At 69.5% G+C, this 24139-nt stretch carries 29 protein-coding genes; 13 read left to right on the top strand and 16 right to left on the bottom strand.

The features are described from left to right. Nucleotides 1–1353, bottom strand: coding sequence for an NAD(P)-binding domain-containing protein (locus tag OG490_RS15670; RefSeq protein WP_330296911.1), 1353 nt, complete (start codon nucleotides 1351–1353; stop codon nucleotides 1–3). A 114-nt stretch (nucleotides 1354–1467) separates the two neighbouring features. On the opposite strand from OG490_RS15670, the gene OG490_RS15665 reads away from it, so the two are divergent. After that, nucleotides 1468–1833: an ArsR/SmtB family transcription factor gene (locus tag OG490_RS15665; protein WP_330296910.1), complete on the top strand. Its 366-nt coding sequence runs from the start codon at nucleotides 1468–1470 to the stop codon at nucleotides 1831–1833. Beyond that, complete coding sequence (locus tag OG490_RS15660) at nucleotides 1830–2324, top strand: GNAT family N-acetyltransferase (RefSeq protein ID WP_330296909.1); 495 nt, start codon at nucleotides 1830–1832, stop codon at nucleotides 2322–2324. Before OG490_RS15665 ends, OG490_RS15660 begins: the two co-directional genes overlap by 4 nt. Here the strand turns inward: OG490_RS15660 and OG490_RS15655 are convergent. Then, nucleotides 2317–2859 (bottom strand): DinB family protein, encoded by a 543-nt coding sequence (locus tag OG490_RS15655; protein WP_330296908.1) that lies wholly within the window; start codon nucleotides 2857–2859, stop codon nucleotides 2317–2319. The two genes, OG490_RS15660 and OG490_RS15655, sit on opposite strands and share 8 nt — an antisense overlap. 90 nt (nucleotides 2860–2949) lie before the next feature. Continuing rightward, entirely contained in the window at nucleotides 2950–3933 is a 984-nt protein-coding gene (locus OG490_RS15650) for an alkylmercury lyase family protein (protein ID WP_330296907.1), read from the bottom strand. Nucleotides 3934–4017: 84 nt separating this feature from the next. Here OG490_RS15650 and OG490_RS15645 point away from each other — a divergent pair, with 84 nt between their 5' ends. Then, nucleotides 4018–4416 (top strand): heavy metal-responsive transcriptional regulator, encoded by a 399-nt coding sequence (locus OG490_RS15645; RefSeq protein ID WP_330296906.1) that lies wholly within the window; start codon nucleotides 4018–4020, stop codon nucleotides 4414–4416. A 35-nt stretch (nucleotides 4417–4451) separates the two neighbouring features. Here the strand turns inward: OG490_RS15645 and OG490_RS15640 are convergent, their stop codons facing one another. Further along, the gene (locus tag OG490_RS15640) at nucleotides 4452–5276 is read right to left on the bottom strand and encodes a sulfite exporter TauE/SafE family protein (protein ID WP_330296905.1); all 825 of its coding nucleotides are present in this window, start codon (nucleotides 5274–5276) and stop codon (nucleotides 4452–4454) included. Between the two features lie 433 nt (nucleotides 5277–5709). Between OG490_RS15640 and arsB the strand changes: the two genes are divergently transcribed. The 5 genes from arsB (at nucleotide 5710) to OG490_RS15620 (ending at nucleotide 8725) form a co-directional block, all read left to right on the top strand. After that, nucleotides 5710–6831, top strand: coding sequence for an ACR3 family arsenite efflux transporter (gene arsB, locus OG490_RS15635; protein WP_330296904.1), 1122 nt, complete (start codon nucleotides 5710–5712; stop codon nucleotides 6829–6831). Then, nucleotides 6831–7031, top strand: a complete 201-nt coding sequence (locus OG490_RS39190) for a DUF2180 family protein (protein ID WP_443065820.1) — start codon at nucleotides 6831–6833, stop codon at nucleotides 7029–7031. The genes arsB and OG490_RS39190 overlap by 1 nt, the downstream gene beginning before the upstream one ends. A gap of 113 nt (nucleotides 7032–7144) precedes the next feature. Continuing rightward, complete coding sequence (locus tag OG490_RS15630) at nucleotides 7145–7501, top strand: ArsR/SmtB family transcription factor (protein WP_330296903.1); 357 nt, start codon at nucleotides 7145–7147, stop codon at nucleotides 7499–7501. A gap of 134 nt (nucleotides 7502–7635) precedes the next feature. Continuing rightward, a complete protein-coding gene (locus OG490_RS15625) occupies nucleotides 7636–8526 on the top strand; it encodes a permease (protein WP_330296902.1) in 891 nt (296 codons plus the stop codon). 46 nt (nucleotides 8527–8572) lie between these two features. Next, nucleotides 8573–8725 carry a hypothetical protein gene (locus OG490_RS15620; protein ID WP_330296901.1) on the top strand — a complete coding sequence of 51 codons (153 nt, stop codon included), beginning with the start codon at nucleotides 8573–8575 and terminating at the stop codon, nucleotides 8723–8725. A 78-nt stretch (nucleotides 8726–8803) separates the two neighbouring features. Here the strand turns inward: OG490_RS15620 and OG490_RS15615 are convergent, their stop codons facing one another. The 3 genes from OG490_RS15615 to OG490_RS15605 are packed head-to-tail and all read right to left on the bottom strand — an operon-like array spanning nucleotide 8804 to nucleotide 11009. Beyond that, the gene (locus OG490_RS15615; RefSeq protein ID WP_330296900.1) at nucleotides 8804–9862 is read right to left on the bottom strand and encodes an ArsO family NAD(P)H-dependent flavin-containing monooxygenase; all 1059 of its coding nucleotides are present in this window, start codon (nucleotides 9860–9862) and stop codon (nucleotides 8804–8806) included. Further along, entirely contained in the window at nucleotides 9859–10653 is a 795-nt protein-coding gene (locus OG490_RS15610; RefSeq protein WP_330296899.1) for an MIP/aquaporin family protein, read from the bottom strand. The genes OG490_RS15615 and OG490_RS15610 overlap by 4 nt, the downstream gene beginning before the upstream one ends. Nucleotides 10654–10694: 41 nt before the next feature. After that, a complete protein-coding gene (locus tag OG490_RS15605) occupies nucleotides 10695–11009 on the bottom strand; it encodes an ArsR/SmtB family transcription factor (protein ID WP_330296898.1) in 315 nt (104 codons plus the stop codon). A 107-nt stretch (nucleotides 11010–11116) separates the two neighbouring features. Here OG490_RS15605 and OG490_RS15600 point away from each other — a divergent pair, with 107 nt between their 5' ends. Both OG490_RS15600 and trxB read left to right on the top strand, forming a co-directional pair. After that, entirely contained in the window at nucleotides 11117–11548 is a 432-nt protein-coding gene (locus OG490_RS15600; protein WP_330296897.1) for an arsenate reductase ArsC, read from the top strand. A gap of 7 nt (nucleotides 11549–11555) precedes the next feature. Beyond that, nucleotides 11556–12557, top strand: coding sequence for a thioredoxin-disulfide reductase (gene trxB, locus OG490_RS15595; protein ID WP_330296896.1), 1002 nt, complete (start codon nucleotides 11556–11558; stop codon nucleotides 12555–12557). A gap of 88 nt (nucleotides 12558–12645) precedes the next feature. On the opposite strand, the gene OG490_RS15590 is transcribed toward trxB, so the two are convergent. The 3 genes from OG490_RS15590 to OG490_RS15580 form a co-directional block, all read right to left on the bottom strand. Next, the gene (locus tag OG490_RS15590) at nucleotides 12646–13335 is read right to left on the bottom strand and encodes an ATP-binding cassette domain-containing protein (protein ID WP_330296895.1); all 690 of its coding nucleotides are present in this window, start codon (nucleotides 13333–13335) and stop codon (nucleotides 12646–12648) included. After that, on the bottom strand, nucleotides 13323–15041 hold the full coding sequence (pstC, locus tag OG490_RS15585) for a phosphate ABC transporter permease subunit PstC (protein WP_443065956.1): 1719 nt from the start codon (nucleotides 15039–15041) through the stop codon (nucleotides 13323–13325). The genes OG490_RS15590 and pstC overlap by 13 nt, the downstream gene beginning before the upstream one ends. 119 nt (nucleotides 15042–15160) lie before the next feature. Beyond that, nucleotides 15161–16078, bottom strand: a complete 918-nt coding sequence (locus OG490_RS15580) for a phosphate ABC transporter substrate-binding protein (RefSeq protein ID WP_330296893.1) — start codon at nucleotides 16076–16078, stop codon at nucleotides 15161–15163. Nucleotides 16079–16320: 242 nt separating this feature from the next. Between OG490_RS15580 and OG490_RS15575 the strand changes: the two genes are divergently transcribed. Next, on the top strand, nucleotides 16321–16731 hold the full coding sequence (locus OG490_RS15575) for an ArsR/SmtB family transcription factor (protein ID WP_330296892.1): 411 nt from the start codon (nucleotides 16321–16323) through the stop codon (nucleotides 16729–16731). A 59-nt stretch (nucleotides 16732–16790) separates the two neighbouring features. On the opposite strand, the gene OG490_RS15570 is transcribed toward OG490_RS15575, so the two are convergent. From OG490_RS15570 to OG490_RS15550, 5 genes are read right to left on the bottom strand one after another with little or no spacing between them, the layout of a single operon-like run. Beyond that, entirely contained in the window at nucleotides 16791–17498 is a 708-nt protein-coding gene (locus tag OG490_RS15570; RefSeq protein WP_330296891.1) for a glutamine amidotransferase-related protein, read from the bottom strand. Further along, the gene (locus OG490_RS15565) at nucleotides 17495–17866 is read right to left on the bottom strand and encodes a hypothetical protein (RefSeq protein WP_330296890.1); all 372 of its coding nucleotides are present in this window, start codon (nucleotides 17864–17866) and stop codon (nucleotides 17495–17497) included. Before OG490_RS15565 ends, OG490_RS15570 begins: the two co-directional genes overlap by 4 nt. Then, nucleotides 17863–19392, bottom strand: coding sequence for a 2,3-bisphosphoglycerate-independent phosphoglycerate mutase (gpmI, locus tag OG490_RS15560; protein ID WP_330296889.1), 1530 nt, complete (start codon nucleotides 19390–19392; stop codon nucleotides 17863–17865). The genes OG490_RS15565 and gpmI overlap by 4 nt, the downstream gene beginning before the upstream one ends. Continuing rightward, nucleotides 19389–20699, bottom strand: coding sequence for a 3-phosphoshikimate 1-carboxyvinyltransferase (aroA, locus tag OG490_RS15555; RefSeq protein ID WP_330296888.1), 1311 nt, complete (start codon nucleotides 20697–20699; stop codon nucleotides 19389–19391). Before aroA ends, gpmI begins: the two co-directional genes overlap by 4 nt. Before the next feature lie 35 nt (nucleotides 20700–20734). Continuing rightward, a complete protein-coding gene (locus tag OG490_RS15550) occupies nucleotides 20735–21052 on the bottom strand; it encodes a hypothetical protein (RefSeq protein WP_330296887.1) in 318 nt (105 codons plus the stop codon). A gap of 546 nt (nucleotides 21053–21598) precedes the next feature. On the opposite strand from OG490_RS15550, the gene OG490_RS15545 reads away from it, so the two are divergent. Continuing rightward, on the top strand, nucleotides 21599–22570 hold the full coding sequence (locus tag OG490_RS15545; protein ID WP_330296886.1) for a helix-turn-helix transcriptional regulator: 972 nt from the start codon (nucleotides 21599–21601) through the stop codon (nucleotides 22568–22570). Between the two features lie 89 nt (nucleotides 22571–22659). Here OG490_RS15545 and OG490_RS15540 read toward each other — a convergent pair whose 3' ends face one another. Continuing rightward, nucleotides 22660–22914, bottom strand: a complete 255-nt coding sequence (locus OG490_RS15540; protein WP_330296885.1) for an ABC transporter permease — start codon at nucleotides 22912–22914, stop codon at nucleotides 22660–22662. A 196-nt stretch (nucleotides 22915–23110) separates the two neighbouring features. Here OG490_RS15540 and OG490_RS15535 point away from each other — a divergent pair, with 196 nt between their 5' ends. After that, nucleotides 23111–24133, top strand: coding sequence for a hypothetical protein (locus tag OG490_RS15535; RefSeq protein WP_330296884.1), 1023 nt, complete (start codon nucleotides 23111–23113; stop codon nucleotides 24131–24133). Nucleotides 24134–24139 lie beyond the last annotated feature (6 nt).

The raw sequence follows: 24139 nt of genomic DNA, 5'->3' as shown, positions 1-24139 counted from the left end.
TCAGCAGCCGCCGGAGGAGGCCGGGGCGCCGATCGTGAGCGTGGCGGGGGCTGCGCAGCAGCCGCCACCGCTCGCCTCGGCGGCTGCGGGCTGGTCGAAGAGGCCGGCGCCGCCGCAGACTCCGGTCTCGGGGAGGGTGAGTTCGACGCGTTCTGCGGCCTCGTGGTCGCCTGCGAGGTGGGCGGCGATGGAGCGGACCTGCTCGTAACCGGTCATGGCGAGGAAGGTCGGGGCGCGGCCGTAGGACTTCATGCCCACCAGGTAGATGCCCTTCTCCGGGTGGGAGAGCTCCTTCACGCCGTGGGGGTAGACGGTGCCGCAGGAGTGCTGGTTCGGGTCGATCAGCGGGGCGAGGTCGACGGGGGCCTGGAGGCGCTCGTCGAGTCCGAGGCGCAGCTCGTTCACGAAGGAGAGGTCGGGGCGCAGGCCGGTGAGGACGATGACCTCGTCGACCGGGTCCAGGCGGCGGCCGTCCTCGGCGACCAGGACCAGCTGATCGTCGTGGCGCTCGACGGCGTCGGTACGGAATCCGGTGACCGCGTTGGCGTGGCCGTTGTCGACGGCGGCCTTGGCGGCGAGGCCGAGGGCGCCGCGCGCGGGGAGCTGGTCGGCGCTGCCGCCGCCGAAGGTCGAGCCGCTGATACCGCGTCGCAGGATCCACACCGTGTGGGTGCCGGACTCCTCCTTGGAGAGTTCCGCCAGGTATGCGAGCGCGGTGAAGGCAGAGGCGCCGGAGCCGATGACGGCGGTGCGCTTGCCTGCGTAGCGGGCGCGGACGGCCGGGTCCTTGAGATTGGGGATCCGGTACGAGATCCGGTCGGCTGCGGCCTTTTCGCCGAGGGCGGGCAGGCCGTCGCCGCCGATCGGGCTGGGCGTGGACCACGTACCGGAGGCGTCGATGACGGCGCGGGCGGTGAGACGCTCCTCGGTGCCGTCGGCGTTCAGGATGCTGACGGTGAAGGGCTGGGCCTCGCGGTCGGCGTCGACGATGCGGTCGCGGCCGAGGCGGGAGACGCCGGTGACCTGGGCGCCGTAGCGGACCTTGTCACCCAGAAGGTCTGCGAGCGGCTGGAGGTACCGCTCGGCCCAGTCCGCGCCGGAGGGGTAGGTCGCGCTGTCGGGGGCGGTCCAGCCGGTGGGCACCAGGAGCTTCTCGGCGGCCGGGTCGACGAGCTCGGACCAGGTGGAGAAGAGTCGTACGTGACCCCACTCGCGTACCGCGCTGCCGGCGGCGGGCCCCGCCTCAAGGACCAGGGGCTCGATGTCGCGCTCGACCAGGTGGGAAGCCGCGGCGAGGCCGGCGGGGCCGGCGCCGATCACGATGACGGGCAGGGCTTCGGTGGGTGTGGTCACGGCAGGCTCCCCAGTTGATTCGATAGACGTCGATGTCTCGATGCCACCAGGGTGGACCCTGGATCGACATTCGTCAACATAGACATTCGTCGAATCCCATCGGATGATGGATGCATGTCCACTGCGAAGCTGCTGCCACTGCTGGAGCCGGAGGCCGTGGCCCCCTGCTGCCCGCCCCTTACCGAACGCCCACTGACGGCCGACGAGGCCGAGCGGAGTGCGGTGATGTTCAAGGCGCTGGGCGATCCTGTCCGCCTGCGGCTCTTCTCCCTGGTGGCCTCGCATGAGGGCGGGGAGGCCTGCGTGTGCGACATCTCCGACGTGGGCGTCTCCCAGCCGACCGTCTCCCACCACCTGAAGAAGCTGAAGGACGCCGGCCTGCTCTCCTCCGAGCGGCGCGGCACCTGGGTCTTCTATCGGGTGGAGCCCGTCGTTCTCGCCGCCATGGGCGCTCTCCTGACGCGGGCCGGTGGGGCGTGAACCTGCGCATCGAGCCTCTGACCTGGGCGCACGCGGATGGAGTCCTGGCGATCTACCAAGCCGGGATCGACGAGGGGAACGCCACCTTCGAGGCCAAGGCCCCCAGCTGGGCGGAGTTCGACGCGGCGAGGCTGGCCGAGCACCGCTTCGGGGCGATCGGCCCTGACGGGCAGGTTCTCGGCTGGGTGGCGGCGTCGAAGGTCTCCGACCGCTGCGCGTACGCGGGCGTGGTCGAGCACTCCGTGTACGTCCACCCCGGCGCCCGGGGCCACGGAGTCGCCCGCGCGCTGCTGGACGCGCTGATCGCCTCGACGGAGGCGGCGGGCATCTGGACGATCCAGTCCGGCATCTTCCCCGAGAACACCGCGAGCTTGGCCCTGCACCAGCGGACCGGTTTCCGTGTCATCGGCACCCGTGAGCGCATCGGCCGCCACCACGGCGTGTGGCGCGACGTGGTCCTGCTCGAGCGTCGGAGCCCGCAGATTACTTGAGCTCGCCGTTCAGGGTGAGCTGGCGGTGGTGGAAGTCGAAGTGCCGGGTCGGGTAGCCGTAGATGTCCGCGAGGGTCATGTAGTCCTTGAAGAAGGGGTCCCACCGGACGGGGTAGTGCATGCCGCGTGTGAGGTCCGCTTCTGACTCCGCCGCGAGTTGGTGGAGCAGGGAGTCGGTGACCCGGTCGAATGCGGCGCCCATGCGCCGAGGCCCGTAGACCTTCACCGCCCCGCACGGACCCAGGTAGTTGATCAGGTCGAAGGGTGCGGTGCCCGCGTTCAGCGCCCGCGCGAACCCCTTGCCGACCTTGCGGGGGAGCCGACCGAAGACGCGCACCAGGACGAGCAACGCTCGGACGACCATGTAGCCGAAGAGCATGTGCCACAGCAGCTGTTCGTTGGTCCATTTGGTGTCGCTGGAGGGCCTGGAGAGGTCGTCCGCCGACGCCGTGTCGAGGAGGCGGTGGAAGGTCCGGCGGGCGCGCTCGTAGTCGTCGTACGCGGCCTGCCGGTCCATCGGGGTCGGTTTCACCATGGCCTACCGGCTCTCGGTCGGGGGCCGGGGCTCCGCCCCGGGCTTTGATGATGCCCGCTCCACGGCTGTCTCTCACTGGCGCCGGGCGCTTCAATCGTCATGGAGGAGTGGGCCGAAGGTCTGCTCGGCGATCTGGACGGCCCGGTCTTGGCCGACGGCCTGGCCGCGTACCTCGGGGTGCTCTTGCCGCCACTGCTCGGCCGAGGCGTGTCCGGTGAAGAAGTTCAGCGTGTCGCAGCACACCGTGGCGGCAGGGCCCTCGCCAGCGCGGCGGCCGATGAACACAATGGAGTCCGCCGGCTCCCATCGGGCGGTGCCGCCGGTGAAGGTGACCTTGACCGGCTCGCTGTTGACCGGGTCCGAGGAGGAAATCCGTACGTCCTGACCTCCCAGCATGGCGGAGATGCCCAGGGCGTCGACGGCACACATGGACCACACCTCGACTCCTCCAAGCAGCCGCACACGGTGCCGGGTCTGGACCGTGGAGAACGGGTACGCCGCCCGGATCCGCCCGGTCCCGTCGAGGGTCAGGAAGTCCTCGCGGTCCAGTTCGGCCAGTACGTCGGCGGCGGTCCGGCCGGCGAGGGCGGCGACGGCCTCCAGTACCGACGCCTCCGGCGCCGCACCTTCGGCGGCGAAGTGCCGCAGCACCGCCTGATGGACAGTGCGCAGACCGCGCTCGGCCGGGGCCCGTCGGCCCCGGCCAGCATGCCCGATCGGATCGAGCAAGTCCGTCTCGCAGCACTCCTGGTCCCCGGCGGTCTCCCGGGCGAGAACCGCTCCGGACAACACCTGGCGCAGGTCCTCCACGCTCGGCGCCCCGTCCACCCGGCCGTCTGCGTCCCGGTAGAGGCGGCAGGACACGCTCGGCGGAGCACCGGCCACCGCGAACGGGTCCGCCCCGTCGACCAGCACGGTCGGCGAGCCGGTCATGCCCCAGCGGGCAGCCTCTCCCTGCGCGCGTACTTCGACTACCTCCACCTCGGTGCTCCGGCCGCCGAGCGCGGCGGTGATCCGCTCCCGGACCACGGCTACGTTCGGGCACTCCGGCACCGTCAGGATGGTGATCCGCATTTCTGCTGTGCTCCCCATTCGTGGTTTGTCGCCCGACCGTAAACCTTCCAGTGCGCTGGAAGGTCAAGGCGTAGCGTGAGGGGCATGCGCATCGGTGACCTCGCGGCGGCCGGCTATGTGACGGCCAAGACCATCCGCTTCTACGAGCAGGCCGGACTCCTGTCCGCCCCGCCCCGTACGGCAGCCGGGTACCGCGACTACGCGCCGGAGGCCGTGAACCGGCTGGCGTTCATCCGCGACGCTCAGGGCGCCGGTCTCACGCTCGCCGAGATCCGCTCGGTCCTGGAACTGCGCGATAGCGGCGAGGCCCCTTGCGGGCACGTCGCCCGGCTCATCAGCACGCACCTCGACCAGATCGAGCAGCGCATGGCGGAACTCCGCAAGACCCGTGCCTTGCTGACCGACCTGGGCCGCAGGGCGGCCGAGACGGATCCGGAGTCCTGCCCGGCAGGGGACATCTGCACGATCCTCCGGCAGCCCTGACCAGCGCAAGACCCTCCGCGGCGGTCAAACTGTGGTCAGACGTGGCGGGCGACCTTGACCGCTGAGATCAGCAGGATGGCCGCGAGGGCGGGAATGAGTACCAGGTCGGGGATCACGCCGAGGAGGAGTCCACCGAGGAGTGCCCCGGCGATCGAGCCGCCCGCCATGAGTGCGGCGAAGCGGACGTTGGCGCCTAGGACGGCGAAGCTGCCGTCGCGGCTGTAGCGGGCGAAGGCGACGAGCATGGTGGGCAGGGACACCAGCAGGGACAGGCTTCCCGCCAGCTTGATGTCCGCCCCGTACAGCAGCACGATCGTCGGGATCAGCAGCTCGCCGCCCGCGACACCCATGATCGCTGCGACCACGCCGATCCCGAATCCGGCGACGACGCCGGCCACGAGCTGCACCGGGGCGGGCAGGTCGAGCGACCCGACGGCGGTGGTGTGCGTGGCGACGAGAGTGGCGGCCATGGCGACCATGAGGATCGCGAGGACCTTGTAGAGGGTGGCGGACTTCATCCGCACGGCCCACGAGGCTCCCGCCCAGGCGCCGAGCAGGCTTCCGGCGAGCAGGTTGACCGCGATCGCCCAATGGCTGCCGAGCTCACCGAAGGAGACTGTGGCCAGTCGGGCGGGTAGTGCGGTGACCACGACGACCAGGCTCATCGCCTTGTTCAGGATGACCGCCGACAGCGCCGCGAAGCCGAAGACCCCGATCAGCAGCGGCAGCCGGAACTCGGCGCCGCCCAGACCGATCATCCCGCCCAGCACGCCCACCAGGGCGCCGGCCCCGAAGACCAGCGGCGCCGAGCGCAGCCGTGCGGCGTGTACCGGCCCCTTGTCCTGCGTCGCTTCGATCACGCCCTCTCCCCGTACACGAGGCGCGGGCCCGATTGCTCGCGCGCCCGTCCCGTCGCTCCAGGAAGGTAGCGGCCCGGCACCATCCGAGCGCAAGGGTGGCACCGCATTTTCATCCACACCCACAGACCCACTGGCCGCGCCCGACTCAAGGTTGGGAGGAAGCGACGGAATCCGCCGCTCCAGCGGCGACCGTCGCAGGTGACGCGCGGTTCGCGCGCTGGGCCATTCGGTGCTGATGTCAGCCTTGAGTGGCATCAGGCTAGCCTGATGTGAGAGTGTCAGTTCGAGCTGACTTCAGCCCGCGCTGATGTGATCGGTTCTGTTTGCGGCCGTGCGGCTGCCGTCGCCGACGGAGCCTCGTCGGCGGTGCGGCGCGCGCCCTGTCCACGCTGCTCTCCACCTTCACGTGCACGAACCGAAAGTGAGTCCCTTTATGACCGCGACCGAACCCGGCCCCACCGCGCGGCTGCCGGAAGTCGAGGGTTCCTCGATCGTGAGGAAGCTGTCCACCCTGGACCGTTTCCTGGCCGTGTGGATCCTGCTCGCCATGGGTGTCGGCCTGGGGCTCGGCCGGCTGGTCCCCGGCTTGAACGACGCCCTCGCCAAGGTCGAGGTCGGCGGGATCTCGCTGCCCATCGGGATCGGGCTGCTGGTCATGATGTACCCGGTGCTGGCCAAGGTCCGGTACGACAAGCTCGACGCGGTCACCGGCGACCGGAAGCTGATGGTCTCCTCGCTGGCCATCAACTGGATCGTCGGTCCGGCGCTGATGTTCGCGCTGGCCTGGATCTTCCTCCCGGACCTGCCCGAGTACCGCACCGGGCTGATCATCGTCGGCCTGGCCCGCTGCATCGCCATGGTCGTCATCTGGAACGACCTCGCCTGCGGCGACCGCGAAGCCGCAGCCGTGCTGGTCGCCCTGAACTCCGTCTTCCAGGTCATCGCCTTCGGCGCGCTGGGCTGGTTCTACCTCGACCTGCTGCCCCGCTGGCTCGGACTCGGCGACGGCCAGGGCCTGGACGTGCCGGTCTGGCACATCGCCCTGAACGTGATCGTGTTCCTCGGCGTCCCGCTCCTCGCGGGCTTCCTCACCCGCCGCATCGGCGAGAAGGAGCTCGGACGCGAGGCGTACGAGGCGAAGTTCCTGCCGAAGATCGGCCACTGGGCCCTGTATGGCCTGCTCTTCACGATCGTCATCCTCTTCGCCCTCCAGGGGAAGACCATCACCTCGCAGCCCCTGGACGTCGCCCGGATCGCACTGCCGCTCCTCGTGTACTTCGCGGTGATGTGGTTCGGCACCTTCGCCCTCGGCAAGGCCATCGGGCTCGCGTACGACCGCACCACGACGCTCGCCTTCACCGCCGCCGGCAACAACTTCGAGCTGGCCATCGCGGTCGCCATTGCCACCTTCGGCGTCACCAGCGGCCAGGCCCTCTCCGGGGTCGTGGGCCCGCTCATCGAGGTCCCGGTTCTCATCGGCCTGGTCTACGTGTCCCTGGCCTGGCGCAAGCGGTTCACGGCGGAGCGGGTGGCGACCCCGGGCGAGGTGTGCTGATGCACTGCCTCGACTGTCACACGCGAGGGGCTGCGAGCCCGGCCGTCGGCGTCTGCCGAGGCTGCGGCGCCGCCGTCTGCGCCGACCACGCGCGGATCGTCACGTACGAAGTCCGCAGGCGGCCCCTCCTCGCGCCGCCCAGCGAGACGCCGGCCCGGAGCGTGCGCTGCTTCCCCTGTGCGCAGGCCGACAGCCGCTGACCAGGCGGAACGTGGAGGCGTACGGCCAGCCGACCTCTCTACAGCAACACCCCTCGCACCTATCAACAGCATCCACTATTGATAAGCGCAGATGATGGTGCTAATGTGTGGGTATGACAACGACTCTTCCGGTCGCGGTGACCACCCCGGCGGCCCTGCTTTCCGAAGGCGACCGGGCCCGGCTCCTGGCCCCCAAGCTCCGCGCCCTGGGAGACGAGACCCGCCTGACCCTGATGCTCCTGATCGCCGAGCGCCCGCGCACGGTCAAGGAGCTCCAGGAGGCCACCGGGCTGAGCCAGACCCTGGTCAGCCACCACCTGGCCCCCCTGCGTGAGCAGGAGCTGATCAGTGCCAAGCCCCGCGGGCGCAGCAACGTCTACTCCCTGTGCTGCGCCGAGCTCGGCGGCCCGGTCCAGCTCCTCGCCAGCCTCGCCGCCCAGGCCCCCGAGGGTGCGGCGTCCTGCCAGTGACCTGAGGTGGGCGGGTCCCGCCCGGCCCCTCCCCGTACAGCCCCAAGACTGAACTCCCCTCACCGACCGGCAGCGCGCGTCCACGCCGGTGGGACGGCGCAGCGATGTCTGCAAGACCGTGAGGTGCCCCACCCGTGAACCAAGTCCTTGAAGTCCTCGAGACGTTCGGCGTGATCGCCGGGGAACTCGTCCTGCTCTTCATCGCGATCACCTTCCTCATCACCCTGGTGATGAGGAAGACGGGCCCGGAGAAGCTCGCCCAGTGGCTGGGCGGCAGCCACCTGAAGGGCATGATCAAGGGCACCACCTTCGGCGCGCTCACCCCTTTCTGTTCGTGCTCGACGATCCCGGTCCTGGCCGGCATCTTGCGCGCCGGAGTGCCGTTCTCCACCGCTGTGGCCTTCCTGATCGCCTCGCCGATCCTGGACCCGTTCGTGTTCGTGGCCGTCGGCGCCCTGTTCGGCTGGAAGGTGGCCGTCAGCTTCACCGCCGTCGCCGCCGTCGGCACCCTGCTCATCGCGCACGGCATGCAGCGCTTCGGCTTCGCCTCGCAGGTCAAGCGCGTTCGGATCGAGGGCGGCCGGGAGAAGGCGTACGTGCCCTGGCGCGGCCTGCGCGCCGAACTCCCCGGCGCCTGGCGCGAGGCCCTGAATGAGCTGAAGCCCATGATCAAGCCGATGGTGATCGGCGTATCGATCGGCGCGATCATTTATGGGGCCGTGCCCACCGACCTCATGGCCGCCGTTGCCGGAGACGGGAAGTGGTACGCCATCCCGGTCGCCGCACTGATCGCCATCCCGCTCTACATGCGGGCCGAGACCGCCCTGCCCATCGGCTTCGCCCTGATGGAACGCGGCATGAACCTCGGCGCCGTCTTCGCCTTCGTCATCGCCGCGGCCGCCATCAGCCCGCCCGAGATGACCCTCCTGACGAAGCTGTTCAAGCCCAAGCTCCTGGCCACCTTCGGTACTTCGATCTTCGCCCTCGCGCTGGCCGGCGGATTCCTCGTCCCCCTGGTCGCCTGACCGCCCCAGTCCTCATTCCCCGCACCACTCCAAGGAGACACACCTCATGAGCACCAAAACTGGCCTCTTCGCCAAGCTCTTCGGCAAGAACGACACCGCACCCGCCTCCGACTGCTGCGACGTCCAGATCATCGAAGAGGACGAGACCGTCGACCCGCAGCAGCAGCCCGCGGACTCCTGTTGCACCACCGAGAGCTGAACCACGTACGGAACCGCAGAGGGTAGGGAACCCGACCGGCACACTGGTCGGGTTCCCTACCCTCTGCGGTTCCGTACGTCAGCGGCCCAGCAGCTCCGCGATCTCACGGGCCGCGTCGCGGGCGGGCCGGCCGACGCCGATGAGGGTGGCGGAGGCCGGGCCGGTCCAGTCGCCGTAGCCGAGCAGGTGCAGGCGGGGCTCGTCGACGGCTCGGGTGCCGACGGTGGCGACGTGGCCGCGACTGCCGCGCAGGCGCAGCGAAGCGAAGTGGGCCAGGGCCGGGCGGAAGCCGGTGCACCAGATGACCGCGTCGGCCTGGGCGCTCGTACCGTCCGGCCACACGACGCCGTCGGGCGTGAGGCTGCTGAACATCGGCCGCGCGGGCAGGAGCCCGGCATCACGAGCTGCTCGGACCGGGGGCACGGCCACGATGTCGCCGAGGGAGGCGATGCCGCCGGTGTCGGTGCGGCCGGCGTCGAGCGCCTGGCGGCGGGCGGTGGCGGCGTCGAAGAGGGCCCGGCCGTCGATGTCGTCGGGCAGGTAGCGGGGCGGACGCTGGGTAACCCACGTCAGGTCTGCCGTGCCGGCGAGGTCGGCGGCGATCTGGGCTCCGGAGTTCCCACCGCCCACCACGATCACGCGCTGCCCGGCGAACTCGGCCGGGCTGCGGTACTGCACGGTGTGGAGCTGGCGGCCCGCGTATTCGCGCCGTCCGGGGACGGCCGGCAGGAAGGGGCGCGTCCACGTCCCGGTGGCGCTGACGACGGCACGGGCCCGCCAGTCGCCAGAGTCGGTCTCCACACGAAGGAAGTCGCCGTCACGGTGGACGGCGGAGACCCACACACCCCGCTGCACAGGGAGCTCGTACCGCTTCTCGTAGTCCGCGAGGTACGAGACCACGTGCCCGGCGTCCGGGTAGACCTCACCCTCCTGGGCGGGCATGAACCGGCCCGGAAGTGAGGAGTACGCCGCCGGGGAGAACAGGTGCAGCGAGTCCCAGGTGTGCTGCCAGGCCCCGCCGGGCGCCGCCTGGGCATCGAGGATGACGTGCTCGATGCCCAGACGGCGCAGGTGGTACCCGGCGGCGAGCCCGGACTGGCCGCCTCCGATCACCACCGCATCCGTGTGCTGTGTCATGCGGAGGGCTGCCCGCTGTTGCTCGCGGGGCGCATGAAGATGACCGCGACCAGGGCCAGGCCCACGACCGCTCCCACGAGCTGCACGCCGACGAAGGCGGGCACCGAGGCGGGGGCGATGCCCGCGAAGGTGTCCGTGAAGGCGCGGCCGATGGTCACGGCAGGGTTCGCGAAGGAGGTGGAGGAGGTGAACCAGTACGCGGCGCCGATGTACGAGGCCACGGCGACGGGTGCGAAGCGCAGCCGGTCGGTCCGCGCCAGGCCGAAGATCAGCATGATCAGGCCGGCGGTGGCCACGACCTCGCTGAGCAGGAGGTTCCCGGCGGAGCGGTCGTGGGTGGCCCACTTCACCAGCGGCTCGCCGAACATCGCGTCGGCCAGGACCGCACCCGCGATGGCGCCGACGATCTGCGAAGGGACGTAGACGGCCAGCTCGCGGGCGGTGACGCCTGCGCCGCTGCGTCGGCCGGTCCACCACTCGGCGAGGCTGACGACCGGGTTGAAGTGGGCTCCGGAGACCGGGCCGAGGAGGGCGATCAGGACGCCGAGGCCGAAGACGGTGGCGGTGGAGTTGGCCAGCAGCTGCAGGGCCACGTCCTGGGTGAGCTTCGTCGCCTGGATGCCGGACCCGACGACGATCGCGACGAGCGCGGCCGTTCCGACGAGTTCGGCGGCGGCGCGAGCTACCAGCGGGATGGCGGGCGCGCTCGCGCCGGGTGCGGGCTGGGGCGCGTCGGCGGGTATCGCGGTATCCGCTGCGGGTGCGGCGCCGACGTGCTCGGTGGCGGTCAAGGCAGGTTCTCCTCGGGCAGGTGAGGGGGGAACCAAGCGGGCTATGGGCAGGACCGCTTGATGTTCGCTTCGGAAGTGGCACGTGCGGCCTGCGCGAGGCCGGCGAACTGACCGGCGATGGCCTCGATGACTTCCGGGCGGAGTCTGTAGTAGATGAAGCGGCCGCACGGTTCGGTTTCCACGACCCCGGCCTCTCTGAGCACCTTCAGGTGGTTGGAGAGGTTGGTCTGCTTGGCACCGGTCTCCTCGACCAGGTGCGTGGTGCAGAGCGTTTCCCGGGCAAGGAGGGTCACGATCTGAAGCCTGAGGGGATCGGCCAGAACCCGGAGCAGATCAGTGTCGACTGACGTCATCATGGACTGATACTGTCACATCATCCAGGGCTGATACCAGTCGGTGCTGAGTCGTTGCCGATTGGGCGCGATGGACGGTCCTGCTGACCCTGCCGATGAAGGAAGAACCGATGTCCTCCACCCCGCTCGCGTCCGTGTTGTTCGTCTGCATCCACAATGCAGGCCGCTCGCAGATGGCCGCCGGCTTCCTGCGTCACCTCGCGGGCGACCGGGTCGAGGTCCGCTCGGCCGGCTCCGTACCTGGCGAGCAGATCAACCCCTCGGCCGTCGCCGCCATGGCCGAGCTGGGCATCGACATCTCCGACCAGAAGCCGAAGGTGCTGACCCCCGAGGCCGCGCAGGCGTCGGACTACATCATCACCATGGGCTGCGGCGACGCCTGCCCGTACTTCCCCGGCAAGACCTACCTCGACTGGCAGCTCGAAGACCCGGCCGGCCAGGGCGTCGAGGCCGTACGCCCCATCCGCGACGAGATCAAGGGCCTCATCGAGGGCCTCATCGCAGAGATCGACGCCAAGAACACGCAGAAGCAGGAGAGCTGACCGCATCATGACGACCAACCCGACAGGCGCGCAGGACGACGTGCGCGAGGTCATCATCATCGGCTCCGGCCCGGCCGGCTACACCGCGGCGCTCTACACCGCCCGCGCACAGCTCAAGCCCCTGCTGTTCGGCAGCTCCATATTCGTCGGCGGTTCGCTCACCACGACCACCGAGGTCGAGAACTTCCCCGGCTTCCCCAGCGGCATCGACGGCCCCGACCTCATGGACAACATGCGGGCCCAGGCGGAGAAGTTCGGCGCCGAGATGATCGACGACGACATCGTCTCCGTCGACCTCAGCGGGGACATCAAGCTGCTGACCGACTCCGAGGGCACGGTCCACCGCGCTAAGGCCGTGATCATCGCGACCGGCTCCGGCTACCGCAAGCTCGGCCTGCCGAACGAGGACACGCTCTCCGGGCGTGGAGTCTCCTGGTGCGCGACCTGCGACGGGTTCTTCTTCCGCGACCGCGACATCGTCGTGGTCGGCGGTGGCGACACCGCCATGGAAGAGGCCACCTTCCTCACCCGCTTCGCCCGCTCGGTCACCATCGTGCACCGACGCTCCACCCTGCGCGCCTCCAAGGCCATGCAGGACCGGGCGTTCGCCGACGACAAGATCTCCTTCGCGTTCGACAGCGAGGTCGCCGAGATCAAGGAGACCGGCGGCATGCTCTCCGGCCTCGTCCTGCGCGACGTCCTCACCGGCGAGACGAGGGAGCTCGACGTCACGGGCCTGTTCGTCGCCATCGGCCACGACCCCCGTACGGAACTCTTCGCCGACCAGCTTGAACTGGACGGCGAGGGCTACCTCAAGACCCAGGCCCCCACCACCCGCACGAACATCCCCGGCGTTTTCGGCGCGGGCGACGTGGTGGACCACATCTACCGCCAGGCCATCACCGCGGCCGGCTCCGGTTGCGCAGCCGCCCTGGACGCCGAGCGGTACCTCGCGGCCCTCGGTGACGCTGCTCTGTCGGGTGAACCCGAGCTCGTAGCGGCAGTCTGAAAAGACGCCGGGCCCGGCCCATCGTGATTGCGACACGATGGACCGGGCCCGGTTCCTGTTCTGCGTTTCCGATCTCGGAGCCCTGTGCTCAGGTGACTGCCGAGCAGAGCGTCACGGCTTCCGGCAGCTCCAGACGGACCGTGCGGTCGCAGAGCCGCTCCACCTGCGCCGGATCGTGCGAGACGAGCAGGACCGTGCGGTTGCCGCGCAGGGCGGCCACGGACTCCTCGACCGTGTCCCGGCTCCGCTCGTCCAGGGCGCTCGTGGGTTCGTCCAGCAGGAGGGCCGCAGGTTCCAGGGCCAGGGCACGCGCCAGGCACAGCCGCTGGCGCTGTCCGGCGGAGAGCGTCTGAGCCGGGGTGTCCAGCCGGTTGCAGACCTCGCTCCACAAGCCCGCCTCACGCAGGGCCTGTTCCACACGGTCGCGCATGTCCGCCTGGGACGCACGCACCAGGTGGCGGAGTCCGAAGAGGGCATTGTCCAGGATGCTCCCCCCGAAGACCACGGGTGTCTGCGGAACCAGGACGACGGTGCTCCGCAAGCCGGAGTCGCCCTTGCCGCGGCGGACGGTTCGTCCCAGCACCTCCACGTGGCCGTCGCGGGTGAGGCCGTGCGGCAGCAGGTCGACCAGGGCGCGCAGCACCGTGGACTTGCCCGCGCCGGAGGGGCCGCACAGGCCGGTGGTCGATCCGCTGGTCAACTCGAAGGTGACCGGGCCCACCAGGGTCTTCTTGCCGTCGAGAACCCGCAGGTCCCGGACTGCTATCACGTTGTCCATCGTCGTGCTCCTTCGAAGCGGTTGCGCAGTGCCACCGCCAGGCTGAGAAGCACTGCGGTGATCAGGACCAGGACCAGAGCGCTGCCCCATGCCTGGGTGACCGCCTCCGGGGCACCCGAGTCCTGGGACAGGGTGAAGATGTGCGTCGGCAGCGCCTGCACAGGGGAGTCGACGATGCCGGTCGGAAGCGCGGGCGCCCCGAAGAACACCGTGGCGGTGAAGATCAGTGGAGCCGTCTCACCCGCCGCCCGGGCGAGGCCGAGCAGCAGTCCGGTGAGCGTGGCCGGCCAGGTGTAGGGGATGACCACGGAGCGGATGTACTGCGTACGGGACAGACCGAGTGCCAGGGCGCTCTCGGTGAGCTCGCTCGGCATGCTCCGGATGCGGCCCGCAGTGGTCAGAGCGATGACCGGTACGACCACGGGGACCAGTACGACGGCCCCGGCCAGCCAGGACCGGCCCCATCCCATGGCTGTGGAGAAGATGACGTATCCGGCCAGGCCCAGCAGGATGGTGGGCGTTCCGCCGATGGCCACGGTGAGGGTCTCCAGCACGCGTGCTGTCCTCGCGGAGGCCTGGGCGCCGATCAGGACGCCCGCCCCGTAGCCGAGGGGCAGCGCGATCAGGGCCGTTGTGGCCAGCAGCAGGAGCGTGCCGACGATCTGGTCGCGCACACCGCCACCGGCCGCGCCGGCGGAGGACGTGAACCAGAAGGCCGGGTTGAGCGCGGAGCTGCCCCGTGTCACGAGGATGGCGAGCATCCCGACGAGCAGGGTTCCCGGTAGCAGCAGAGCTCCCAGCCGCAGCAGCGTCGTGAGCCGGTCCCGCGGAATGCGCAGCCAGGAGGTGGCCCGGTGGGCGCGCAACCCGCGCTTCACGGAACGGCTCGATGCCCTGCGCGTGCCCCACACCGTGGCCGCGGCCACCAGGACGAGCAGGATGACGCCCAGACCGCACAGCGCCGCGAAGTAGGGACCGGAGGTTCCCGCGAGCATCGGCTCGGGGCCGGCCAGTTTGGTGGTCAGTGTCTGACCGGGGTGCACGAGGGAGGAGAGGAATTCTCCGAACGACTTCGGAAGCCGTCCGTCGGCCCGTCCGATGACGAGGAAGACCGCGATGGCCTCGCCGAGGGCCCGGGCCAGGCCGAGCAGGACACCGGCACGCATGCCCGCGCGGGCCTGGGGGAGCACGGCCGACCGTACGACTTCCCGGCGGGTCAGCCCGAGGGAGTAGGCGGCCTCCCGGTAGCGGCTGGGTACGGCGGCCAGGGCGTCGACGCTGACCGCGACGATCGTCGGCATGATCATCACGGCGAGGACGATGCCCGCGGCGAGCAGGCTGTCGCCGCCCGGGACGTCACCCAGAGCTGCGACGAACGGCCGTACCACCATGATGCCGATGAGGCCGTAGACGATGGAGGGCACCGCCGCCAGGAGCTCGATGCTCAGCCTCAGGGGTCGGGCCAGGCGGGGCGGCAGGTACTCCGACAGTGCGATGGCCGCCGACCAGCCGACCGGAACGGCCAGCACCAGCGCGAGGACACACACGACGGCAGAACCGTAGATCATGGCCAGGGTGCCGAAGGCCGCGTTGTCCGGGCTCCACGTCGGGTCGCCGATCAGGGCGAGCCAGTCGACGTCACCGCTCGCGATGCCGGTGACGAGATATCCGATCAGCACCGTCAGGACGAGGGCCACCGAGAACATCCCGGTGTACACCCAACCCCAGACCCATCTCGCCCGCCCGGGGCGGCCGCCCCTGACGGGCGGCCGCAGCGCGGCGGGGCGGGGCGCCTTGGGCGGGCGCTCCAGAGTGAGAGCCACGGTCACATCCCCATCTGCTCGCGGGTCAGGTAGCCGTGCTTGGGCAGCAGCTTCTGGCCTTCCGCCGAGAGGATGTAGTCGATGTACTCCTTGGCGGAGCCCTGCGGCTGGCCATTGGTGATCACGAACAGCGGCCGGGTCATCGGGTACTTCGAGGACTTCACGTTCTCGAGGGTGGGAGCGACACCGTCCAGGGGCACGGCCACCAGGCCGTCATGGCCCTCGATGAAGCCGGTCGACAGCGGGCCGACGGAACCCCGGGTGGATTCGAGCTTGTTGAGGGTCTCCAGGTTGCCGCCGACGACGGCGTAGTTGTCGGACTGCGGCGGCGGCGGGGGCTTCTCGCCGCCGTAGACGAACTTGTCGAGCACCTCGCGGGTGCCGCGACCGGGCTCCTTGTCGTAGACGAACACCTTCACGTCCGGGCCGCCGACCTGCGACCAGTTGGTGATCGTGCCCTCGAACAGGCCCTTCACCTGCTCCTTGGTGAGGCTCTTGACCCCGCCGTCGGCGACCTCCTTGGTGACGATGATGCCGACCGCGTCCGCACCGATCTGCGTCGGGACGAAGTCGGTCTTGGGGTAGGTCTTGCGGTCCTGGTCGGACAGGGGCTTCGAGCTCAGCGCCACCTTGATCTGGCCGGCGCCGAGCTGGGAGATGCCGCCGGCCGAGCCGCCCTGGGTGGCCACCGTGATCTTCAGACCCTTGGACTTGAGAGCCTCGGCGGCGTCCGATGCGACCGGGGCGACGGTGGTCGATCCGCTGGCCTGCAGCGCGGCCGAGTCGGCGCTGGCGGAACCCGCGCAGCCCGTCAGCACGGTGGCGAGAAGCAGTCCGGCGGAGGCGGCGAGGGTCTGCCGCGTGCGCTTTCCGGAGAGGAGGGACGGTGCCCGGCGGGGCTCGGTGGTGGTGAAGGACATGGGTGTGCCTTTGCTGGTGAACAGTGGATTGACTGAGAGCGGAGGGCAGGTGAATCACCCTGCGATCACGAGTCTGCTCAGTGGGATGCTGCAGGTGAAGGGGTTGCGGGTGGCATCAACCGCGTACGGCACCCACCTGCCTGGCGGGGCACCCCGGGTCGAGTTGAACGGCAGGCAAATAACGGCTGAATAGGATCAGCCAGGGCGCTGGAGGCTGAGTCGGCCGACATAGGGTGATCCGCATGCCCGTAGAACAGGCGACCGGCCACCCCTCGGAACTCCTGCCCTTCATCGACGAGGACCCGACCTGCGGGCCGCCCCTCGAAGTGGACCCCCTGCCCCGCGAACGGGCCGAAGCTCTCGCGCGGAATCTCAAGGGCATTTCCGACCCGACACGGCTGCAGATCCTCAGCGTCCTGCTGGCGGCCCCGGAGGGCGAGGCGTGCGTATGCGATCTGACGCCCCTCCTGGGACTGGCCCAGTCCACCGTCAGCCAGCACATGAAGATGCTCGTGGACGCCGGCCTGGTGAGCCGCAGGAAGCGCGGTACATGGGCCTGGTACGCGGTCACGCCCGAGCGGCGTGCCGTACTCGACGCTCTGATCTGGGGCGATGCGGAGACAGCGGCAGGGAACGCAGAAACCCCCGAGTAGGCCATGGCGGAGACATGGCCTACTCGGGGGCGCGTTGGGACTGACTGTCAGAAGGCGCGTCAGACGGTGACGGCTGCGTGCGCAGCCACCTCGGCCGCGAACGCCTTGATCAGCGGATGGATGTTGCCGGGGCCGGAGACCAGCTCCGGCTGGAAGAGCGTGCCGAGGAAGAACGGGTGGCCGGGGACTTCGGCCGCGCGCGGGGCGCCTTCGGTGTCCCAGCCGCTGAAGAGGACGCCGGCATCGGTGAGCCGGTCTACGAACTCCCCGTTCAGCCCGTACTTGCAGTGGTACGTCTCGGTGGTCATCTCGGCGTCGTCGTAGACGGCGGCCAGCCGGCTTCCGGCCGTGAGCAGGAGCGGAGCCTGCTCACCGGCCAGGCAGCAGCTGAGCGGCACGATCAGAGGCGTCGGCGCCTCCGGGTCGTACTGGACGTCGTCCGCGTCGGTCAGGCCGACGACCGTACGGGCGTACTCGATCAGCGCGTGCTGGAAGCCACCACAGGTACCCAGGTACGGGATGCCGTTCTCGCGGGCGTGCCGGACGGCGGACAGGACGCCGTCCTTGTTCTCGTACGGGGAGCCGGGCACGACCCAGATCCCATCGAAGCCCTCCAGGGACTCGGGGCCGGTGACGTTCTCACTGGGCACCCACTCGGTGTCCACGTCCAGTTCGCCGCGGAAGGAGTCGAGCCGGGCGTGGGCGGGGGACTTGCCGTGGTCGCCGATCAGCGCGATGCGCGGCCGGGAGCCGGTGGCGGTGGTCATGCGGGCTGCTCCTGTGTGGTGTCGGTGCGGTTGTCGTCGCGGGTGATCCGTCCGAGGCGGACGTGGCCGTACGGGGCGAGGCGGGCGACGAGCCGGCCGTCGCGCTCGCTCGTGGTGGAGGCCCCGCCGAGGAAGAGCAGCGGGTCGTCGCCCTCCGGCAGCAGTGCCTCCGGGAACAGGTCCTGGTCCTCGCCGGTGCCGTTGCGCACGGTCAGGACGTGCACCCGGCCGTCGGCGGCACTGGCGACGTACGCCTCGAGGCTGGGGCTGCCGGCGTCGACGGTGCGTACGTCCGCGTCATCGGCGAAGGCGGGGGCGAAAGCAGCTCCGCCCGGGGTCGAGTGGGTGAGGGTGGCGATTGCGGTCACAGCAGACTCCGGCCGGTCATGGCTGGGCCGCTCGGGCGGCCCAGCAGGTGGAGGACGGTGGGTGCGATGTCGGCGAGGCTGCCGCCGTCGGTGAGGTGCTCGCCGACGAGCTGGCCGGGGGCCGGGACGACGACGGCCGGTACAGGGTTGGTGGTGTGGCCGCCGTACGGGCGCAGGGATCCGTCGACACCGGGCTTCGACATGCGCTCGGCGTTGCCGTGGTCGCCGACGAGCAGGACCCAACGACCGGTCGCCGCTGCGGCGGTGAGGATCTTCTCGACCTCGCGGTCCGTGTGCTCGGCGGCCTTGACGGTCGCGTCGTGGTCGCCGGTGTGGCCGACGACGTCGATGTTGGCCAGGTTGGCGATGACCAGCGCCACGTCGTCACGCCGGGCGGCGGCGGTGATGGCTTCGGTCACCTGTGCCAGGTTCATCTCGGGCCGGGCCACGTAGTCGGGAGCGGTTTCCGTAGTGATGCGGACGTGCTCCTCGACCTCGCGGACGCGGTCGTCGCGGCCGTTGACGTAGTAGGTGACGTGCTCGAACTTCTCCTGTTCCGCGATGCGTACGGAGCGCAGGCCGTGGGATTCGAGTGCGTCGGCCAGACCGCCGGAGGCGTCCGCCCGTCCGACGAGGGCGGGGATGGACGCCTGCGTGTCGTACTGGGTCAGGGACAGGACCTCGACGTCGGCGTCGGTCAGGATCTGGACGAGGTCGTCGGCGAGCTGCTGGATGCGGTCGCTTCGGAAGTTGGTGAACAGGACGGTGTCCCCGTCGCGAAGAGCGGCGAGCGGCTTGCCGTCGGCGTCGGTGAGGACGGTGGGGGTGACCCACACGTCGCCGTTCTCGGCTCCTGCCAGGACCTGCCCGTAGTCGCGGGCGGTGTCGCCCTTGCCGTCGGCGATGGCTTCGCTGACCTTCGCGGTGAGCTCCAGGTCGCCGCTCTTGTCGAGGCCGTAGCCCCGGCCGGAGACGGTGGCCAGGGCTCCCACCCCGGTCGAGGCGAAGAACTCCTCGACGCGGGCCAGATAGTGGCCGGCGGTGTGGTCGGCGACGTCGCGGCCGTCGGTGATGGCGTGCACCCACACGTGCTTCACACCGCGGGACGCCGCGATGGACAGGAGCGCGTGGAGGTGGTCGACGTGGGAGTGGATCATCCCGTCGGAGACCTGGCCGACCAGGTGGAGGGCTCCGCCGTTGGACGCCAGCCGGTCGAGGGCCGCGGTCAGGTGGGGGTTGTCGCCGAGTTCCCCGTTGTCGATCTGCCGCTGGACCAGGACGCTGTCGTAGTCGAGCGGCCGACCGGCGCCGATGACCATGTGGCCGATCTCGGAGTTCCCGACGGTGCCGGGCAGCAACCCGACGTGCTCGCCGGAGGCTTCCACGAAGGTGGAGGGGTGCTTGGCGGCGATGGCGTCGAGGACGGGGGTGTGGGCGTTGGTGAGTGCGTTGCCGGGTCCGGGGGCGGCGTGGCCCCAGCCGTCGAGGACGAGCAGGATCCCGTTGGTGCGTGCGTCGCCGGTCATCGCAGGGTGTCCAGGGTGTTCCAGAAGGCCGGGAAGGACTTGGCGACGCAGCCGGGCTCGTTGATGACGACGCCGGGGGTGCGCAGGCCGATGATCGCGAAGGTCATGGCGATGCGGTGGTCGTCGTAGGTGTCGATGACCGCGCCGTGCGGGGTGCCGCCGTGGATGGTCATGGCGTCGTCGTACTCGTCGACGGTGATGCCCATCTTGCGCAGCTCGGTGGTGACGGCCGCGATGCGGTCGCACTCCTTGACGCGCAGGCTGGCGATGTTGGTGATGTGGGTCTTGCCCTGGGCGAAGGCCGCGACCGCCGCGAGGGACGGGACGACGTCGGGCATGGCGTCCATGTCGACCTCGATGCCGTGCAGGTCGCCGCCCTTGACGGTGATGGAGTTCTCGGTGATCTCGACGTGGGCGCCCATCCGGCCCAGGACCTCGGCGAGGCCGACGTCGCCCTGGTGGGAGGTGGAGCCGATGCCGGGGATGGTGACCCGGCCGCCGAGGATCGCGGCGGCGGCGATGAAGTAGGACAGGCCGGAGGCGTCGGGCTCGACGGTGGCGTGGCCGCCCTTGAAGGACTGGCCGGCCGGGATCTTGAAGCGGCGGTAGCCGTCGCGCTCGACGGTGATGCCGTGCTCGGCGAGGGTGGCCAGCGTCATCTCGACGTACGGCTTGGAGACCAGTTCGTCGACGATCTCGATCTCGGTGTCCTGCTGGGCGAGGACCGAGCTGATCAGGATCGAGGAGGTGTACTGGGAGGAGATGGCGCCGGAGATCTGCGTCTTGCCGCCGACGAAGTTGCCGCCGGTGACCTGGATCGGCGGGGAGCCGTTGCCGCGGACCGCGACCGCCTCGACGCCCAGGGCCGGCAGGGCCGCGAGCAGGTCGCCGAAGGGGCGCTCCTGCATGCGGGTGTTGCCGGTGATGGTGGTGATGCCCTCGGCGAGGCCGGCCATGGAGATCAGGAAGCGCAGCGGGGTGCCGGCGCCGCCGACGAAGATGTCGTCCTCGGGGGCGGTCATCGGCTTGCCGGTGGGGGTGAGGGTGAAGCGGTAGTTCTCGTGGTCGACCTCGACGCTCACGTGCCCGAAGGAGGCGACGGCATTGGCGAAGTAGATGGTGTCGTCGGAGACGAGGGCGCCGTCGATCACACCGGTCTTGCCGTTGAGGGCGGCCAGGGCCGCGATGGCGATCTGCCGGTTGGTGTAGCTCTTGGAGCCGAGGACCTTCACGTCGTGGTCGATCGAGTCGATGGTCTCGATGGTGAGCTGTTCGGCCTTCAGGCGCGGGTCGTTGAGAGCGCTCATGGGGTGGGACTCCTGGTGGTGGGGTGTGATCTGGGTCACGCGAAGATGGCGCCCGAGCCGGGCATGGCATCGGGAAGTTGAGGGGTGGCTGAAATTCGCCATTGCGCCAAGGTGGGACTGGAATTCAGTGCGCGACGGCAAATCTCGGCCGCCGCGGACAATGCGCCATCGAGGCTGCTGGTGCGGTGGAAGAACGTCAGCTCGATGCGTCCGGAAGTCGTCTTCGCATGGACGTGTTCGAGGTCGTCACCCGGCATTGCCGCAGCCCAGACGATGTCGGTGACCACGGCTGATTCCAGCTTCGCGGCCTCGGTTTCCCGGGCGGCGACGAGCGTGGCGGTGGCCATGAACATGGGCCCTCCAGGCCGGGCGGTAAGTCCTGGTACGGACCAGACGTGCTGGTCTGCCTCGGCCTGAGTGATGGCGCTGTAGTGCTCCGTGTGGCGGCACTTGGGGCCGCAGCCATGCCCGCCGGCGGGCGAAAAGCCCAGCGCGACAGCGGCGGCTCTGTTGATCAGGCGCAGGGCTCTCCGCGCAGCGGGCATGGCTGTCCTCCGGGTGGTGGGGTGGTGGATTTCGCTTCGTTCAGGGGGCGTTCTCGACGCGCTGCGGATTTCGATTCCGAAGGCTTCCGCTGCCCTGTGATCACCAGTTTGCTGAGCTTTTCGCGGGGGCGGAAGACTTCCTCGCTGGCATGAAGCGCGACCGGCAGGCACCTGCCTGAAGGCGGCCCGCATCACGACGTTCGAGGATTGGGGGGCTGTCCATGACGCTGCCCACCCTGCGGACATCTCTTGTCGGGCGGAGCCCTGACCTGCCAAGATCGGGCTCCGCCGATGGAGTTAAGCGTTTGTCTCGATGTTTGAGACGACAAGCGGGGGGTCGCTGTGCTGGCGAGTTTGGGACTGGATACGGAAGCCGAGTCGATCTACCGGCTGATGCTCACCCAGCAGGACTGGGGAGTTGCGGAAATCGCAGTCCACTTGGCCTGCCCGGAGGAGTCCGTACGCGGAGCCCTGAACCGCCTGGCAGAACTGAACCTGCTACGACGCTCCGTACAGGCACCCGGCGGACTCAGACCCGTCAGCCCGGACCTCGGCTTCCAGCTGCTCCTTCAGCGCCAGCAGGCTCATCTGCTGGCTCAACAGCAGCAGTTCGCCGAAAGCCAGGCAGCCATCAGCAAGCTCCTGGACGAGTATTCCGAGCTGCGGACCGGTGAGCGGCACGGCGTCGAGTACCTCCAGGGCATCGACGCCATCCAGACCCGCCTCGAAGAACTCGCCCACCGCTCCACCAGCGAGTGCCTGTCCTTCATGCCCGGCGGCGCGCAGTCCGTGGCCAGCCTGGACGCCAGCCGGCCGCTGGACGAGGACTTGATGCGCCGAGGCGTGCGGGTCCTGACCGTCTACCTGGACAGCGTCCGCAACGACAACCCCACGGTCGAATACGCCCAGTGGCTCCACAGCAACGGCGGCGAGGTCCGCACTGTGCCGGCCCTGCCGCTGCGCATGGTCCTCTTCGACCGGGAGGTGGCGCTGCTGCCGGTGGACCCGAACAACACGAAGAAGGGCGCGGTCCAGCTGACCGGCCCCGGAGTGCTGACCGCGCTGGCGTCCCTCTTCGAGCAGGTCTGGGTGACCGCGGCCCCCATGGGCAGCGTCCGCGACCGGGACGAGGCGGGTCTGACCGCTCAGGAACGGGAGCTCTTGCGCCAGCTCACGCAGGGCGCCACCGACGAGATCGCGGCCAAGAAGCTGGGCATCGGCCTGCGCACCGCCCGCCGCATGATGTCGGAAATGATGGCCCGCCTCGGCGCCCGCAGCCGCTTCGAGGCCGGGGTCCTGGCGTCGAAGGCCGGCTGGACCGACTGAGACTCCCGCATCCGGTTGCGGCCCCAGATGGGACATAGGCAGGTCCGGTCCGGTGGTGGTCGGCACCAGCCGGGGTCACTGGCGCACCGTCAAGACATGCGACTGGCCCGTGCTCTACGCCATTCCAGCCGGGCCAATAGGGAGAATGTGGCGGTGGCGATCAGCGCCACGACGGCGATGACCGCCTCTAGGGTGCCACTGCCTGCGTCGGGGTCGACTCCGAAGGCCGCCTCGATCCAGTCGGGCCACGCCAGCACCAAGACGAACAGGAGACCGCTGAGGCAGGCCCCGGCAGTCTCCACCCATCCACGCAATTTCATCCCACGGCCCTCCGTGGTGATCAAGCACCCCCGCTCTTTTAGTGTCTGACCTGTTCCAGTGGCCCGCATCTCGGACCAGACCCTGTTCTCCAGCTCACCATCACTTACACGAAGGACTCGACCCTGGTCGACCGGCGGAGACGCCGGGCCGTCAGCCCGGTAGCGGCTGGGTGTGGCGCGATTCATGATGGAAGGAGGGGTAGTCCGGAAAGTTGAAGCCATGGCCAAACTGCCGAGTCAACTGTGCCGCGCGTTCTCCCTCATTCCGAGTGTGCTGAGGCAGTTCCCATCTCTCTTCGCGGTGACGCGTGAGGTCTGCCGGGCAGTCCGGCGGAGCCGCAGGGACCCAGGGCCGGACCGCTGTCACCCGTCGCTACAGGATGTTCATGTACGTCCCGATCCTCTGATCTACGCGCAGTACTACCTGATGGATCAAGGACTGGCTGTCACCTGGGACAACCCCGACATCGCGATTTTCGATGGTGGCGTCGCCGTGGACTCCTCGGCGGTCGAGCCCGACCATCCCTACGATGTGCGAGTTCGCGTGTGGAACGGATCATATTCGGCACCCGCTCTGCGCATGCCGGTGACGCTCACACAACTCGACTTCGGCATCAACACCACCTCGACCACGGTCGGCGAGGACCACATAGACCTCGGGGCAAAGGGCACTCCGGAGCAGCCGGCGTTCGCCCATTTCGCGTGGCGCACGCCGGCGGAGCCAGGTCACTACTGCCTACAGGCTCAGCTGCACTGGGATGACGACGCGAATCCGAACAACAACCTTGGGCAGGAGAACGTCCTGATCGGCGAAGCCGCCTCACCCGCTCGCTTCACCTTCAGGCTTCGCAACACCGCCTCCGTGCGGCAGCGGTTCGTACTTGAGGCCGATTCCTACCAGCTGAGCGCGCGCACCTGCGACGAAGAAGACCAACGTCCATTGGTGGGCGACGACGAACGGCCCACCCGTATTGACGAGAGCCGCAGGCGCTGGGCCTGGGCGATGCGCACGCAAGCGTACGGGCAGTTCCCCGTCCCGGAAGGATGGTCAGTCCTCATCACGCCCAGCGAGCCGGTCGTCGACGCCGGGGAGCAGCTGGAGGTCGAGGTGGTGATCGAGCCCGACGTTCTGGGATTCTCCGGCACGGTGCCCTTCAACATTCACGGATTCGCACTGGGGCCTGGCAACACGCGGCGACTGGTGGGCGGAGTGACGCTCAAGGTGAAGAGTCCGCGACCTTAAGGGAGG

Source organism: Streptomyces sp. NBC_00503 (genome assembly GCF_036346895.1).
In the GTDB taxonomy this organism is placed as follows: Bacteria; Actinomycetota; Actinomycetes; order Streptomycetales; family Streptomycetaceae; genus Streptomyces.
Note: the sequence above shows the minus strand (reverse complement) of the source record. Positions and strands in the feature narration are given on the sequence as shown.

Bases quoted from the DNA above. Each gene is read 5' to 3' on its own strand.
- arsB (WP_330296904.1), top strand. From the start codon at position 5,710: ATGACCGCGACCGAACCCGGCCCCACCGCGCGGCTGCCGGAAGTCGAG.
- OG490_RS15600 (WP_330296897.1), top strand. From the start codon at position 11,117: ATGTCCTCCACCCCGCTCGCGTCCGTGTTGTTCGTCTGCATCCACAAT.
- OG490_RS15645 (WP_330296906.1), top strand. From the start codon at position 4,018: ATGCGCATCGGTGACCTCGCGGCGGCCGGCTATGTGACGGCCAAGACC.
- OG490_RS15620 (WP_330296901.1), top strand. From the start codon at position 8,573: ATGAGCACCAAAACTGGCCTCTTCGCCAAGCTCTTCGGCAAGAACGAC.
- OG490_RS15605 (WP_330296898.1), bottom strand. From the start codon at position 11,009: ATGATGACGTCAGTCGACACTGATCTGCTCCGGGTTCTGGCCGATCCC.
- trxB (WP_330296896.1), top strand. From the start codon at position 11,556: ATGACGACCAACCCGACAGGCGCGCAGGACGACGTGCGCGAGGTCATC.
- OG490_RS15575 (WP_330296892.1), top strand. From the start codon at position 16,321: ATGCCCGTAGAACAGGCGACCGGCCACCCCTCGGAACTCCTGCCCTTC.
- OG490_RS15535 (WP_330296884.1), top strand. From the start codon at position 23,111: ATGGCCAAACTGCCGAGTCAACTGTGCCGCGCGTTCTCCCTCATTCCG.
- OG490_RS15580 (WP_330296893.1), bottom strand. From the start codon at position 16,078: ATGTCCTTCACCACCACCGAGCCCCGCCGGGCACCGTCCCTCCTCTCC.
- OG490_RS15655 (WP_330296908.1), bottom strand. From the start codon at position 2,859: ATGGTGAAACCGACCCCGATGGACCGGCAGGCCGCGTACGACGACTAC.
- OG490_RS15570 (WP_330296891.1), bottom strand. From the start codon at position 17,498: ATGACCACCGCCACCGGCTCCCGGCCGCGCATCGCGCTGATCGGCGAC.
- aroA (WP_330296888.1), bottom strand. From the start codon at position 20,699: ATGAGCGCTCTCAACGACCCGCGCCTGAAGGCCGAACAGCTCACCATC.
- gpmI (WP_330296889.1), bottom strand. From the start codon at position 19,392: ATGACCGGCGACGCACGCACCAACGGGATCCTGCTCGTCCTCGACGGC.
- OG490_RS39190 (WP_443065820.1), top strand. From the start codon at position 6,831: ATGCACTGCCTCGACTGTCACACGCGAGGGGCTGCGAGCCCGGCCGTC.
- OG490_RS15550 (WP_330296887.1), bottom strand. From the start codon at position 21,052: ATGTTCATGGCCACCGCCACGCTCGTCGCCGCCCGGGAAACCGAGGCC.
- OG490_RS15665 (WP_330296910.1), top strand. From the start codon at position 1,468: ATGTCCACTGCGAAGCTGCTGCCACTGCTGGAGCCGGAGGCCGTGGCC.
- OG490_RS15630 (WP_330296903.1), top strand. From the start codon at position 7,145: ATGACAACGACTCTTCCGGTCGCGGTGACCACCCCGGCGGCCCTGCTT.
- OG490_RS15590 (WP_330296895.1), bottom strand. From the start codon at position 13,335: ATGGACAACGTGATAGCAGTCCGGGACCTGCGGGTTCTCGACGGCAAG.
- OG490_RS15615 (WP_330296900.1), bottom strand. From the start codon at position 9,862: ATGACACAGCACACGGATGCGGTGGTGATCGGAGGCGGCCAGTCCGGG.
- pstC (WP_443065956.1), bottom strand. From the start codon at position 15,041: ATGTTCTCGGTGGCCCTCGTCCTGACGGTGCTGATCGGATATCTCGTC.
- OG490_RS15650 (WP_330296907.1), bottom strand. From the start codon at position 3,933: ATGCGGATCACCATCCTGACGGTGCCGGAGTGCCCGAACGTAGCCGTG.